This is a genomic window from Mesorhizobium sp. WSM4837 (assembly GCF_055811435.1).
The window spans coordinates 1-12,958 of record NZ_JBVVQE010000111.1 but is presented as its reverse complement, the minus strand read 5'-3'; the positions used below and the strand labels follow the sequence as shown (position 1 = coordinate 12,958).

11 protein-coding genes and 3 pseudogenes are annotated in these 12,958 nt (G+C 59.2%); 12 read left to right on the top strand and 2 right to left on the bottom strand.

The window, feature by feature from the left end:
* Both AC0L3D_RS34520 and AC0L3D_RS34515 read left to right on the top strand, forming a co-directional pair.
* Positions 1–678 (top strand): annotated as a pseudogene (locus AC0L3D_RS34520) (efflux RND transporter permease subunit); the annotation flags it as partial.
* 25 nt (positions 679–703) lie between these two features.
* Positions 704–811 (top strand): annotated as a pseudogene (locus AC0L3D_RS34515) (SAM-dependent methyltransferase); the annotation flags it as partial.
* A 534-nt stretch (positions 812–1,345) separates the two neighbouring features.
* Here the strand turns inward: AC0L3D_RS34515 and AC0L3D_RS34510 are convergent.
* Positions 1,346–1,470: pseudogene (locus AC0L3D_RS34510) on the bottom strand (transposase); the annotation flags it as partial.
* Positions 1,471–1,692: 222 nt separating this feature from the next.
* Between AC0L3D_RS34510 and AC0L3D_RS34505 the strand changes: the two are divergent.
* The 5 genes from AC0L3D_RS34505 (at position 1,693) to AC0L3D_RS34485 (ending at position 7,884) form a co-directional block, all read left to right on the top strand.
* Positions 1,693–2,286 carry a NodA family N-acyltransferase gene (locus tag AC0L3D_RS34505; RefSeq protein WP_473480706.1) on the top strand — a complete coding sequence of 198 codons (594 nt, stop codon included), beginning with the start codon at positions 1,693–1,695 and terminating at the stop codon, positions 2,284–2,286.
* Positions 2,287–2,413: 127 nt separating this feature from the next.
* Positions 2,414–3,688, top strand: a complete 1,275-nt coding sequence (gene nodC / locus AC0L3D_RS34500) for a chitooligosaccharide synthase NodC (protein ID WP_473480702.1) — start codon at positions 2,414–2,416, stop codon at positions 3,686–3,688.
* A gap of 49 nt (positions 3,689–3,737) precedes the next feature.
* The gene (gene nodI / locus AC0L3D_RS34495) at positions 3,738–4,760 is read left to right on the top strand and encodes a nodulation factor ABC transporter ATP-binding protein NodI (protein ID WP_473518204.1); all 1,023 of its coding nucleotides are present in this window, start codon (positions 3,738–3,740) and stop codon (positions 4,758–4,760) included.
* A 3-nt stretch (positions 4,761–4,763) separates the two neighbouring features.
* Complete coding sequence (locus AC0L3D_RS34490) at positions 4,764–5,552, top strand: ABC transporter permease (protein WP_473489054.1); 789 nt, start codon at positions 4,764–4,766, stop codon at positions 5,550–5,552.
* A gap of 292 nt (positions 5,553–5,844) precedes the next feature.
* Positions 5,845–7,884, top strand: a complete 2,040-nt coding sequence (locus AC0L3D_RS34485; RefSeq protein ID WP_473518202.1) for a carbamoyltransferase family protein — start codon at positions 5,845–5,847, stop codon at positions 7,882–7,884.
* Between the two features lie 636 nt (positions 7,885–8,520).
* Here AC0L3D_RS34485 and AC0L3D_RS34480 read toward each other — a convergent pair.
* Positions 8,521–9,623 (bottom strand): IS3 family transposase gene (locus AC0L3D_RS34480; RefSeq protein WP_473598944.1). Its coding sequence is split into 2 segments (ribosomal slippage): positions 8,521–9,362 and positions 9,362–9,623, totalling 1,104 coding nucleotides; the frame shifts between segments, so codons are not numbered across the junction.
* A 581-nt stretch (positions 9,624–10,204) separates the two neighbouring features.
* On the opposite strand from AC0L3D_RS34480, the gene AC0L3D_RS34475 reads away from it, so the two are divergent.
* The 5 genes from AC0L3D_RS34475 (at position 10,205) to AC0L3D_RS34455 (ending at position 12,903) form a co-directional block, all read left to right on the top strand.
* Positions 10,205–10,354, top strand: coding sequence for a hypothetical protein (locus AC0L3D_RS34475; RefSeq protein ID WP_473489056.1), 150 nt, complete (start codon positions 10,205–10,207; stop codon positions 10,352–10,354).
* Positions 10,355–10,847: 493 nt separating this feature from the next.
* Positions 10,848–10,970 (top strand): hypothetical protein, encoded by a 123-nt coding sequence (locus tag AC0L3D_RS34470; protein WP_473630440.1) that lies wholly within the window; start codon positions 10,848–10,850, stop codon positions 10,968–10,970.
* A gap of 92 nt (positions 10,971–11,062) precedes the next feature.
* Entirely contained in the window at positions 11,063–11,170 is a 108-nt protein-coding gene (locus tag AC0L3D_RS34465; RefSeq protein ID WP_473489080.1) for a hypothetical protein, read from the top strand.
* Positions 11,167–11,826 (top strand): chitooligosaccharide deacetylase NodB, encoded by a 660-nt coding sequence (nodB, locus tag AC0L3D_RS34460; RefSeq protein WP_065010656.1) that lies wholly within the window; start codon positions 11,167–11,169, stop codon positions 11,824–11,826. Before AC0L3D_RS34465 ends, nodB begins: the two co-directional genes overlap by 4 nt.
* Positions 11,827–12,279: 453 nt before the next feature.
* Positions 12,280–12,903 carry an FMN-binding negative transcriptional regulator gene (locus AC0L3D_RS34455; RefSeq protein ID WP_473480666.1) on the top strand — a complete coding sequence of 208 codons (624 nt, stop codon included), beginning with the start codon at positions 12,280–12,282 and terminating at the stop codon, positions 12,901–12,903.
* Positions 12,904–12,958: the final 55 nt, after the last annotated feature.

Genomic DNA, 12,958 nt, shown 5'->3' with positions numbered 1-12,958 from the left:
AACGAGGACAGCGCCGAGGCCAGCGCTTTCCTCAGCAAAGCCTTCGGCGCCGCGATCTTCCTGATCTTCCTGGTGCTTCTGATGCAGTTCAATAAGTTCACCAGCGTCTGGCTGGTGCTATCCTGCGTAGTCATGGCGACGGTTGGCGTGTTCCTGGGATTGCTGTTGACCGGAGAGGCGTTCGGCATCGTCATGTCAGGCATCGGCGTCATCGCACTGGCCGGCGTGGTGGTGAACAACAACATCGTGCTGATCGACACCTACGACCGGCTGCGCGAAGAGGGCTGGGACAAGATGGACGCGGTGCTGCAGACTTGCCGCGAACGTGCCCGCCCGGTGGTGCTGACGGCGGTGTCGGCGATCCTCGGCGTGCTGCCGATCGCCTTCGGCCTCGGTCTCGAAATCTTCCATCACGAGACGACGATCAACGCGCCGTCGACGCAATGGTGGATATCGCTGTCGTCGGCGATCGTCCTCGGCCTGTCCTTCGCCACCTTGCTGACGCTGGTAGTGACACCGTCGATGCTGATGGTGTTCACGCGCAGCAAGAACAGCCGCTTCTATGCATTCTTCCGTCGGGTATTCCGGCGCGGCAAGACAGTCGGTGCGACTGTAGAGACCCCCGCAAGACCGGGCTCGCTTGACGAGCCGGCGATCGCCTTCCCGAAGGCCGCCGAAATAGGCCAACTTTGCTTGAAGCGCCATGCTGAACAAATCGTTGACCGAGATGGCACGCATCGAGTGCCGGGGCGCGTCGATCAATGAAGACTGCCTGCTGGCCCGCTTCCGAAAGCCGATTTCCGCTTCCTGATGAAACGAATTGTCGAAGTTGACTTGGTGACACGTGCGCTCGTGGTGTCAAGCTGACCCTATATGTGGACGTATAAGAGCGCCCGATTGCAACAAGTTAGCTGGATCCAGTTGATGGTCACAACTGCTGACGTATATCCGGCTTCTTCATGCGGCTCGATGTTCAGCGCGGCGAGCCTCGACGGGTTTTCGCCCGCTTCCACCTCAACGGCCCCAGACGTCGGCCGAAGCTTTTGCGGTCCACACATCAGGTTCGGAAGCGACGGGGTGACCGTTTCCCCATCTCTGCCATTTTGCTGCAAGGCCGAGGTGCGCCCTCCTTCTCGCTCTCCAGGTCCGTCAGGCTGCTTTACCGACAGTACCGGTTGCCAGGCAGCGAGCATCGACCAGACGATTCTTGTTGCCGAGCGCGACCGCAGCGCCAGTGGGATGCCGCCTTTGCCGCAACTTGTCGAGCCTGAGGCTTCGCGGAACCTGTTTGCCGCCGGCGCGATCCAGAGCTGCGCGATCGCCTATGGATCATCAGCGTGCGTCAACGGTCGCCGCGTTTGCTGACGCCTAACAGTCGGGCCCATCCTCCACTTGATCGCTGCTTCGGCACGAGGCGCAGCCACGCCGCTGGCGGCCGCTCTTGAAGCAGGTTGTGTCACCGACAGCTGCCTCGGTGCCGTCGCTTTATGGGCCAATCGAGCACGGCCGGAAGGTTCAGATCATGGGCCTTCGAAACGCATGGTTTTAACATCCATAGCGTGGATGCTCGCGATCTAAACAATCAATTTTACCAATCTGGGCGGGTCGTTCATAGACCCCCCACATGACATGCACCGCGTTGCTCTGCCGCGTGAGGTGCACAAAAGAACCCGAAAAAGAGGAAGTCTTCGCATGCGCTCTGACGTGCAGTGGAGGTTGTGCTGGGAAAACGAGTTGCGGCTTTCCGATCACCTCGAACTCTCTGAGTTCTTCCGGAAGACCTATGAGCCTACCGGAGCCTTTAATGGAAAGCAATTCGAAGGCGGTCGAAGTTGGGCGGGTGCGAGGCCGGAGGTCCGCGCAATCGGCAATGATGTGCACGGGATAGCGGCTCACTTGGGCCTGCTGCGCCGATACATCAAGGTTGACGACGCTGATCTGCTTGTCGCTGAACTCGGTCTATACGGGGTCCGTCCGGATCTTGAGGGGCTAGGAATCGCCCATTCGATCAGCGCGATGTATCCAGTGCTGCAGCAGCTTGGCGTTCCATTCGCTTTCGGCACGGTTCGGCACGCGCTCCGGAACCATGTTGGTAGGTTCTGCCGCAAAGGCTTGGCGAGCATTTTGTCGGGCGTTCGCGTGCGTTCAACCCTCCCGGACGTGTACCCCGATCTGCCTCCCACGCGAGTCGACGACGACGTACTCGTCATGGTGCTCCCAATTGGACGCTCAATGAGCGAGTGGCCGGCCGGCACATTGATCGATCGGAACGGTCCAGAGCTATGAAGAACACCCGCAATGATATCAGTCAGCGCGACCCGCCCCTCATCGCATCGATCGATCTGAATACAGCATTGACCGCGGATTTATTGTCCGCTCGCGTCCTCAAATTCACTGAGAAATCTGACATCGCATGAACCTCTTTGCCCCAGCCAGTATTGTTGCAGTCTGCTCTTATGCGCTGCTGTCGACCGTCTATAAGACCGCGCAGGTGTTTTATACCCTGCCTACAAACGTACCGCCGACCTCGGGCGAACCGGCCGGCTGTGAGCCTTGGCCGAGCGTCGATGTCATTATCCCGTGCTACAACGAGGCTCCTCGCACCCTCTCGGACTGCCTGGCTTCCATTGCAAGTCAGGACTACGCCGGAAAACTGCAGGTCTATGTTGTTGATGACGGTTCTGGAAACCGCGATGCCCTCGTAGGTGTACACGAGGAATACGCTGGTGATCCGAGGTTCGAATTCATTGCGCTCCCAAAGAATGTCGGAAAGCGCAAGGCACAGATTGCGGCGGTTCGCCGCTCGTGCGGAGATTTGGTGCTCAATGTAGATTCGGACACGATACTCGCGCCGGACGTCGTCACAAGGCTTGCGCTAAAGATGCAAGATCAAGCGATCGGCGCCGCCATGGGCCAGTTGGCGGCTAGTAATCGCAATGAAACTTGGCTGACGCGGTTGATTGACATGGAATACTGGCTCGCCTGCAACGAAGAGCGGGCAGCGCAGGCTCGGTTCGGTGCCGTCATGTGTTGCTGCGGTCCGTGTGCCATGTACCGGCGAACCGCGCTTGTTTCGCTGCTGGATCAATACGAGACGCAGCGCTTTCGAGGGAAGCCGAGCGACTTCGGTGAGGACCGCCACCTTACGATCCTGATGCTGAAAGCAGGCTTTCGAACAGAGTATGTCCCGGAGGCCGTCGCGGCAACAGTCGTTCCCAGCAGCATGGGTCCCTATCTGCGCCAACAGCTTCGCTGGGCCCGGAGCACGTTCCGTGACACGTTGCTGGCGCTCCAACTGCTGCGCGGCCTTAATATTTATCTCACATTGGACGTGATTGGGCAGAATCTTGGCCCATTATTGCTCTCTTTGTCGCTCCTGGCTGGGCTCGCGCAATTCATAACGACAGGTACTGTCCCTTGGACGGCATGCCTGACTATTGCGGTCATGACTATAGTTCGCTGCAGCGTGGCAGCGTTTCGTGCGCGCCAACTTCGATTTCTCGGATTCTCGCTCCACACACTCATCAACATCTTTCTCTTGCTCCCGTTGAAAGCATACGCGCTGTGTACATTGAGCAATAGCGATTGGTTGTCGCGAAGCTCGGCCGCCACTGTGACAGACATCGACGGCGCCATTCCAAAGCCCGCCTTGGTGGGATCTGACGCAGCTTACAGCGAACAGCAATAGTCACGTGATCGCAGGTGGAAGAGTATTGAGCCAGGACCAGAAACATCAAGTGTTGAAGCGAAAGTTGGGCCCAGAGGATTTGCGGCGGCCCGAGACTCCTCCGATCGAACGGGAGTGTCACCGGCAAACAAGCGCGAAAAGCTCCGTGCATGACTCTCTGTCGACCGTGGCAATCGATTTTGCCTGCGTAACCAAGTCGTATGGGAACAAGGTCGTTGTCGACGACCTGTCGTTCACCGTTGCGTCGGGAGAGTGTTTCGGCCTCCTCGGACCAAACGGGGCCGGCAAAAGCACGATTGCGCGTATGCTCCTCGGCATGACATGCCCTGACGCGGGCACGATCACGGTGCTCGGCGTCCCGGTGCCGGCGCGCGCTCGGCTGGCACGTAGGGGCATTGGCGTGGTCCCGCAATTCGATAATCTTGACCAGGAATTCACCGTACGCGAGAACCTGCTGGTGTTCGGCCGCTACTTCGGCATGAGCACACGCGAGAGCGAAGCGGTCATCCCGTCGCTTCTCGAGTTCGCTCGCCTCGAGCGCAAGGCGGATGCGCGCGTCTCGGAACTGTCCGGCGGCATGAAGCGATGCCTGACGATGGCGCGGGCGTTGATCAACGACCCCCAGCTCATTGTGATGGACGAGCCGACCACCGGCCTCGATCCGCACGCGCGCCACCTGATCTGGGAGCGGCTGCGCGCGCTGTTGGCACGCGGCAAGACGATTATCCTGACGACGCATTTCATGGAAGAGGCTGAGCGATTATGCGATCGGCTGTGCGTGCTCGAAAGGGGTCGCCACATCGCCGAAGGCCGCCCGCAGGCGCTGATCGACGAGCATATCGGATGCCAGGTCATGGAGATTTACGGCGGCGATCCGCACGAGTTGCATTCGCTGGTCAAGCCACATTCTCAGCGCATCGAGGTCAGCGGCGAAACCCTCTACTGCTACGCGCCAGACCCTGATCAGGTGCGAACGCAACTGCAGGGGCGAGCAGGTCTGCGTCTTCTTCTGCGTCCAGCCAATCTCGAGGATGTTTTCTTGCGGCTGACCGGGCGCGAGATGGAGGAGTGAACGATGATTGAAGGTCTTGCGGCGGTGCTGCCCGCCAATGCGTGGAACTGGGTTGCGGTGTGGCGCCGCAACTATCTGGCATGGAAGAAAGTCGCATTCGTGGCGATTCTCGGTAACCTCGCCGATCCAATGATCTACCTTTTCGGCCTCGGTACCGGCCTCGGCATAATGGTCGGCCGCGTCGACGGTGCGCCGTACATCGCCTTTTTGGCGGCCGGCATGGTCGGGGTCGGTGCGATGACCGCCTCTACCCTCGAAACACTGTACGCGGCTTTCGCTCGCATGCATTCTCAACGCACATGGGAAGCCATGCTGTATACGCACGTTACCCTCGGCGACATCGTTCTGGGGGAACTGGCGTGGGCAGCCACCAAGGCCTTCCTGGCCGGTATGGCAATTACCATTGTCACCGCAGCCTTGGGCTATACAGCCTGGCCGTCCGTCCTCTATGCGCTGCCATTCATTGCTCTGACAGGGTTCGTATTTGCCAGCCTCGCGATGGTCGTCACCGCACTTTCGCCCAGCTACGATTACTTCGTATTTTACCAGACGCTTATCCTTACACCCATGCTGTTCCTGTCGGGCGCCGTTTTCCCATTGAATCAGCTGCCTGACACCTTTCAGAAGATAGCGCGATGCATGCCGCTGTCACATGCGATCGACCTCATTCGTCCGGTTATGCTTGATCGCCCGATCGGCGGCATCGCCCTGCACATCGGCGTGCTCGGCCTGTACGCACTGTTGCCATTCTTCCTCTCGATGGCGCTGTTGCGCCGCCGACTGATGCGCTGACGCGAAAGAGAAGGAGATAAACCATGCGCTATGGGCGCAAATAAAAACGACATTGCCAGCGTGTGCCGCGAAGGGTTTTGGCTGGCGTCGATTCAATCCCACAACGCTATGTAACGCCCGGCGTCTCGAGCACAGGATCTTATGTTGATCCCGGCGGACCTCATAGAATTTCCTTGAGGCCGGTGATGTTTGGCTGGCGTTCGGGCGCGAGCGACAACGCGGCCTGTCTTTCTGATCGAACGGTCTCGAGACAGGCCAATTTAGTATTCCTGTACGACAAATGGAGAGCGAGATGCTGTGTCTAGGATTGAACGGCGGATTGGACAAAGTCTATGAAAACAGATTTCAGATTCCAAACACATTCATGCACGATGGCGCTGCGGTGCTCGTCCGGGACGGACAGGTCATTGCGGCGGTAGAAGAGGAGCGCCTCAATCGGATCAAACATTCCAACAAGCTCCCAATTAGTGCGGCTCAATACTGTCTTTCAGCAGCTGGGGTTCAGCTCAGCGAAATCGATCGAGTGGCGTTCTACGCTACCGAAGACTATAGCAACGCAATGCTTGAAAACATGCTTGTTTCCCAGCCGGACGCCTCCATTCCGTTGGATGCTAAACTGTTGATGCAGCAGCTGCTGGCGCAGGAGTTCGGTACCGAGCTCGACGCTTCGCGTATCTCATTCGTAAGTCATCATCAGGCGCACGCCGTGAGTGCTTTTGCAATGTCGGGCTTCGAGCAAAGTCTGATTTTCGCGATTGATGGCTCTGGTGATTTCCTGTCGGGCCTTGTGGCGGTTGGATCTGGTACTGAAATTACGCAACTTGCGACTTTCCCAGAGAACAATTCTCTCGGGCAATTTTATCTCGAGACGATCCGGTATCTCGGCTACGGCTTATTCGATGAATATAAGGTAATGGGGCTTGCCCCCTACGGCGATCCCGTTCCCTATCGCGAGCTTTTCGAGCAATTCTATGAACTCTCTGCAAACGGCGAGTATCGCGTCCACCTGGACCGCATCGGTCCAACTTTGCTCCGCAGCATTCAGGTTCGGCAAAAGGGAATGCCATTCACTCAGCAACACATGGATGTGAGTGCGTCGTTACAGGAAGCGCTCGAACGCATCGTGTTTCACATTCTTCGCCATTATCGTGAGGCCACCGGGATGACGCGGTTGTGCCTGGCCGGCGGAGTTGCGCATAATTGCTCCATGAACGGCAAGCTGCTCTATTCAGGACTTTTCGAAGACATCTTCGTGCAGCCCGCATCGCATGACGCTGGATGCGCATTAGGCGCCGCGCTAATCGCGTCTAATGAGCTGGGCCGCCCAGCGCCGCGTACGCGATTGCAGGAGGTCTATTGGGGGCCGGAACTCGCGAGCGATCACGCTGTCGAAGAGGAACTAAAGGCATGGGCGGGGCACCTGGAGTTTGAACGCACTGAGGAGGTGGCGGATAGGGCAGCCGAGTGGATGGTCGGTGGCGCCGTGATCGGCTGGGTGCAAGGTCGTTCGGAGTTCGGGCCGCGAGCGCTCGGAAATCGCAGCATTCTTGCCGACCCCAGGCCCGCTTCAAACAAGGACCGGATCAACGCTATGGTCAAGAAGCGGGAAGGATATCGCCCGTTCGCCCCATCAGTGTTGGAGGAGGATGCGCGCGAATTTTTCGACCTCCCGGGCGGTGCGTGCGAATTTCCCTTCATGAATTTCGTAGTTCGTGTGCGCGATTCCAAGCGTGATTTGCTCGGCGCCATCACGCATGTCGACGGTACGGCTCGGCTGCAAACAGTATCGCGCAAGGCCAGTCCGGCCTACTGGGACGTTATCAATGCCTTCAAGCAGCGGACAGGCATCCCAATTCTGCTCAATACGTCCTTTAACAACAATGCAGAGCCGATCGTAGATTCAGTTGCTGACTCGATTGCCACGTTCTTGACAACAGAGCTGGATGGACTTGTGGTCGGGCCGTACCTCGTCAAAAAACGGGCCGCAACGCTGCAGGATTGGACTGCGCTCGCGGTTTCATTGCCGCCTTATGTATCCCTGCATAAAGTCCGCGCATACACGGCGCAGGATCGCCACGAGACCGTCTGCGAAATCCGAACGGATCACCGTGACTGTGCGCGTATTTCACATGGCTTGTTCGATCTGCTGACGCGGATCGAAGGCGAAGCCGTGCTCGCGGATCTCCTCGACACAATTACGCCGGATCAGGGCCTGCGCGAGGCTCTCACAGGAGAGCTGCGACAATTGTGGGAGCAGCGCCACGTTCGGATGCATCCCTCGCAAGCTGCTCGCGTCCACCAAAACTCATGCCAAAGTCGGGACGACCGATAACAGCTGCCCAAACACCGGTCTGCACCTTCATATGACGGTCTCCAATCCAATTGACCGAGGCAAGGGTCCTGATGATTGCGTCTGCCGCGAGCATGCATGTTCGCTCCAGCTAACGCTTATTGCAGTCGCGGATCAGCAATGGATTTGCTTGCCGGTGGCTCAAGACAGCACCAGTTCGTCGTGTCTCGACGGCGTACCGGGTCGGTGACCGCCCCTGCGACATCAGCTTGGTGTTACGCGTAGCGGATGGGACGAGCGTTGGTGGATAGATTGGCGTGGGTTGACCCCGGTGGCGAGCGGGCGGGCCGCTTGCGGGAATGGCGGCGGCCCTTCGGCGCGCCAAGCCGGCATGTTCGTCGTTGAGCTGCTTTTGGCAAAATGCGTCGGTGGGGCGACGATCTTGTCTTAATGCGGCTTGATGCTTCGGCCTCCAATCATCCGGCCCTGTTGTTGGCATCCTTGATTTACGGCAATACCACGCCGGTGCAGATTTCGACGACGCCATCTTCAGGAAACCGAGGATCTGTTGGCAAGGTGACCTGCCACTGAACTTTCATCCAGTGGCGATTAGAGCCTCGGCCGTTTTGCTGCGATACCACTCTCTGGACCGCCGGAAGGTAGAGTTTCCCGGCTTTCTCACGATGGCGGGCTGGCGGCGCCATCGGGATTAAGCAACGAGATCGGGGCCTTGTGCCCGATCGCCCCATGCGGGCGCACCTCGTTGTAGTATCTGCGCCAATCCTCCAACTTTTCGGCGGCGTCGGCAAGGGTCAGGAACCAGTGGGCGTTCAGGCACTCCGCCCTGAAGCGGCCGTTGAAGGCTTCGATGTAGGCGTTGTCGGTGGGCTTTCCCGGCCTGCTGAAGTCGAGCGTCACGCCTTTCGCGTAGGCCCATAGGTCGAGGTCGCGGGAGACGAACTCGGAGCCTTGGTCGACGCGGATCGTCTTCGGATAGCCGATCTTCGGACAGACCTGTTCCAGTGCCCTGACCACATCCTCGGCGCGATAGCTGAACCGCGGGTCGAGCACAGGCACATAGCGGGAGAACGTGTCGACGACCGTCAGCACACGGATCTTCTTGCCCGTCGCGAGCTGATCGTGGACGAAGTCCATCGCCCAGACGTCGTTCGGGCCGACGGCTTCCTCCCGGCCTTCCCGCAGCTTCGCCTTCACACGCCGCTTCGGCGTCTTGTTCCTGAGCTGCAGGCCCAAGTCCCTGTAAATTCGATAGGTTCGCTTCATGTTGATGTCCCAGCCCTCGCGCGTGAGCATTACGTGCACGCGCCGGTATCCGTAGCGGACCCGTGTGGCGCAGATGTCCTTGATCCGAGCTTCGATGCCGGCCTGATCGCGGCGGCGGGACTTGTAGTGATAGGTCGACGTGTCGAACTCCAGAACCCGGCATGCCCGCCGGATCGACACGTTCCACTCATCACAAGTCTCCGCCACCAGCTCGCGTTTGCGACCAGGCCTCACAGTTTTCGGCGAATGACGTCCTGCAGCATCTCCTTGTCCAAGGACAGATCGGCCACCAGCTTCCTGAGCTTGCCGTTCTCGTCCTCAAGCTGCTTCAGCCGCTTCATCTCGGTCGGCAGCAGTCCGTCGTATTTCTTCTTCCAGTTGAAGTACGTCGCCTGGCTGATCCCCGCCCGACGACAAATCTCCGCGACGGGGATTCCGTCCGCCCCCTGCTTCAGAATGAACGCCTTCTGCGCGTCCGAGAACTTTGATGCCTTCATCGTCTTCCGCTCCTCCCAGCCGGGATGTTACCGCGGAAAACTCCACTTTCGAACGATCCAGTTTTCAGGGATCAGAGCAAAGGTCACGCAGGGGTTAGCGTTGGCGATGCCCGACATCTGCTCTCGGGCAATCGCCTGATCGGGATGGGAGTCGAGGAAGGGGAGCGCCCCTCGAGCACCTGCGCGATCGCAAGCGTCATGGTCTGTGCCCTTCGCGAAGCGCAAGAGTCTTCAGCCCGCGCAGAACCAGGTAAGGCCGAACTAGCGAGAGCGCGGCGCCGGTGATGTAGGTAAGCCCGTGTGGAGGGTTTCCGCGCCGCCGAGGATTGCGCCGCCAAGGCGGCGGCCCCATTCGCCGCAACGCTTTCGAAGCCGTAGGTCGAGTTCAGGATGACGGATGGCTGAACGGCACTGGAAACACCAGCCGGATCGTAGCAGGATCGCGCGGGTAGCGAAGCCGATTGGCTGTTCGCAGACCGGGCCAGTCTTGGATCGGTGGGCGGGCTCGGGCATCCACTTCGGACGTGCTCTTGGCTTTCAGGAAGAGTAGCTGCAAACTGGTTCAGTTGGCAGGAAAAGAAATGGTCCAGTCTCCAGCTCCCGGTGGCTCAATCCGCCCGCATGGCATGGGGGCGCGCCAGATCTACGAAGCGCTTCGTGAGCAGATACTCAGAGGTGTCTACGACACCGGCAGCGTCGAGATGCTGCGCGACGTCGTCGCCCAACTCTGAGACGTCGACGGTTCCGCACGCGGGGTTAGAACTTCGCGACCGCTCATCGTAAACAGGTCATCGTTGAAAGCAGTTGGGCGACGGCCGCGCTCATGGCCGGCTGAATTAGCTGATGCGGCTTGCCGCCACCGTGCCGTTGCGCTCGGTCAGCAGTGCGTGGAGCCGACGAGGAGCTTCACATCAAGGGCCATTGTCTCATCTATCCGCAACGTGGATGCTTGTCATCGAAACATTCGATTTTGACTATCGGACAGGACATTGCATAGGAAGAATTCAAGGATGCAGGCTAGGGAGATTGTCGATGTATGCGGTTGGCTCCGAGGAGCATTTTTCAGGTGTGTGCATTCTGGTCTGCGCCGAACATTAAGCGAGCCGATCCCCTTTTCACCAGGTACGTCGGTGATCGCGCAAGCTGCATCGCGTCGGCTCTTTCGCCACAAGCCCCCAACTGGCGTAGTCGCCTACCCCAAGGACCAACAAGTCGAGGTTTCCCATGCGCTCCCAAGGACGGTGGAGGTTGTGCCGGGAGAACCAGTTGCAAGTAGCCGATCATATCGGACTCTCCGAGTTCTTCCGAAAACCCTATCGGGGGACTGACCCTGCAATGAAAAGCTAGGCGCTGGTAATTTGAGACGTTCTGCAGAGACGGCCCGGCCACGATGTGTCGATGTTCGCGTGCGGTCCCACTCAGAAGTGCTGGATCTCGACATGCCGCCTCGCGTGGAGGACGTGCTCCTCGTGATTATGCCGATTGCGCGGCCGATGAGCGAATGGCCGACCGATGCAACAATTGACCGGAAGGATCCGGAGCTATGAAACATCTTGATGACGGATGGGAGGTGCAGAGTGAATGCGCTGATGGAACCGGCCGTCGGAGCGTTTATCTGACGTTTGACGACGGTCCCGATCCATTCTTCACACCACAGATACTCGATGTGCTGGCGCAAAATCGGGTGCCAGCGACTTTCTTCGTGATTGGTGCCTACGCCGCAGAGCACCCGGACCTCATCCAGCGAATGATCGCAGAAGGGCATGAGGTGGGCAACCACACGATGTCTCATCCGGATCTGTCCAAATGCGGCTTGGGCGACGTCCAACGTGAGGTATTTGAGGCGAACCGTGCCATCATGGTAGCATGCCCCCAGGCCTCGATCCGCTACATTCGCGCGCCATACGGCGCCTGGAGCGAAGAAGTGTTCACTGCGTCAGAGATCGCCGGGCTGGCGGCCCTTCATTGGTCGATAGACCCAAAAGACTGGTCGCGCCCCGGCACCGATGCGATCGTCGATGCTGTGCTCGCCTCGGTCCGGCCCGGCGCAATCGTGCTCTTGCACGACGGTTGTCCTCCCGACGAGTCGAGAAGGAGCACTCAAGCCGGTCTGCGCAACCAGACCGTTATGGCGCTATCCAATCTGATTCCAGCATTAGATGCCTGCGGATATGAAATTCGCCCGCTTCCAGAACATCACTGAAATGCGAGATCCTAGGACCTGCTTTCCCAGCCAGTGCCTTGGGTCTCGCCTATGAAGGCTTACAGGCTTCGTCGACATCGGACGAACTGTCGGCTCCGACCCGTTGACTAAGCGTAGACGTTTGTTGTCACCTGCTACAATGAGGACCCGCGCAGCCTCTCGGCATTGCCTGGCATCGCCGGAACCTCTTCGACGATGGTCTCCGGGATCGCGGGCTGCGTCCACAAGGTTTGGCAAACTAGTCGCCATTGCCGGGACATGCCCGACCCCTCGGCTGCGAAGGACCAGGGGTTCTCCGACTCGCACACCCCGCTGTGGATCTGCTCCTCGATCGTCACGATGATCGGGCACGATGCCATCTTTCACAAACTGGACCACGTCGATAGCTTCTGACTGGCTGTTTCCAGCAGGCCAGCTTGCCGGTATGTGATCGGTAACGCAAGGAGTTTCGCGATGTACATCCCTCCCGCTTTCCGCGACGACGACAAGGAGTCCCTGCGCGCCACCATCCGCGCGGCGGTGCTGGCGAACTTCGTTACAGTCACGGCGGAAGGGCCGCTCGCAACGCCACTGCCCCTCTTCCTTGATGAGAGCGAGGGCGAGCACGGGGTGATCTACGGGCACCTAGCGAAGGCCAATCCCCAGTGCCATGTTCCGCCGCTGGGCGACGGCTTAGCCATCTTCATGGGGCCGGACGCTTATGTGACGCCGGCATGGTATGCGACCAAGCGGGAAACCGGGAAGGTCGTCCCGACCTGGAATTACATCGCCGTCCACGCCTATGGTCCGGTCGAGTTCTTCGAGCATGCGGGAAGACTGCTGGACGTCGTGAATCGTCTGACCGACCACCACGAGGGCGAGCGCGCCTTGCCTTGGGCGGTGTCGGACGCGCCGCCGGATTTTGTACAGGCGCAACTCCGCGGAATCGTTGGCCTGCGCATGCCGATCACTAGGCTGGAGGGCAAGCGCAAACTGAGTCAGAACCGGAACGCGGCCGACCGCGATGGCGTGGCCGCGGGCCTTGCGGCGAGCGAGCGGGCATCTGACCGCGAGCTCGCCGCTCTCATCCCAAAATAATCATGAACTTTGTCGGAATCGACCCATGATGCCAGAACTGACCCCATTCGCCCTG

Coding starts and splice junctions, on each gene's coding strand:
- AC0L3D_RS34505 (WP_473480706.1), top strand. CDS start 1,693: ATGCGCTCTGACGTGCAGTGGAGGTTGTGCTGGGAAAACGAGTTGCGG.
- nodC (WP_473480702.1), top strand. CDS start 2,414: ATGAACCTCTTTGCCCCAGCCAGTATTGTTGCAGTCTGCTCTTATGCG.
- AC0L3D_RS34490 (WP_473489054.1), top strand. CDS start 4,764: ATGATTGAAGGTCTTGCGGCGGTGCTGCCCGCCAATGCGTGGAACTGG.
- AC0L3D_RS34485 (WP_473518202.1), top strand. CDS start 5,845: ATGCTGTGTCTAGGATTGAACGGCGGATTGGACAAAGTCTATGAAAAC.
- AC0L3D_RS34475 (WP_473489056.1), top strand. CDS start 10,205: ATGGTCCAGTCTCCAGCTCCCGGTGGCTCAATCCGCCCGCATGGCATG.
- AC0L3D_RS34470 (WP_473630440.1), top strand. CDS start 10,848: ATGCGCTCCCAAGGACGGTGGAGGTTGTGCCGGGAGAACCAGTTGCAA.
- AC0L3D_RS34465 (WP_473489080.1), top strand. CDS start 11,063: ATGCCGCCTCGCGTGGAGGACGTGCTCCTCGTGATTATGCCGATTGCG.
- nodB (WP_065010656.1), top strand. CDS start 11,167: ATGAAACATCTTGATGACGGATGGGAGGTGCAGAGTGAATGCGCTGAT.
- AC0L3D_RS34455 (WP_473480666.1), top strand. CDS start 12,280: ATGTACATCCCTCCCGCTTTCCGCGACGACGACAAGGAGTCCCTGCGC.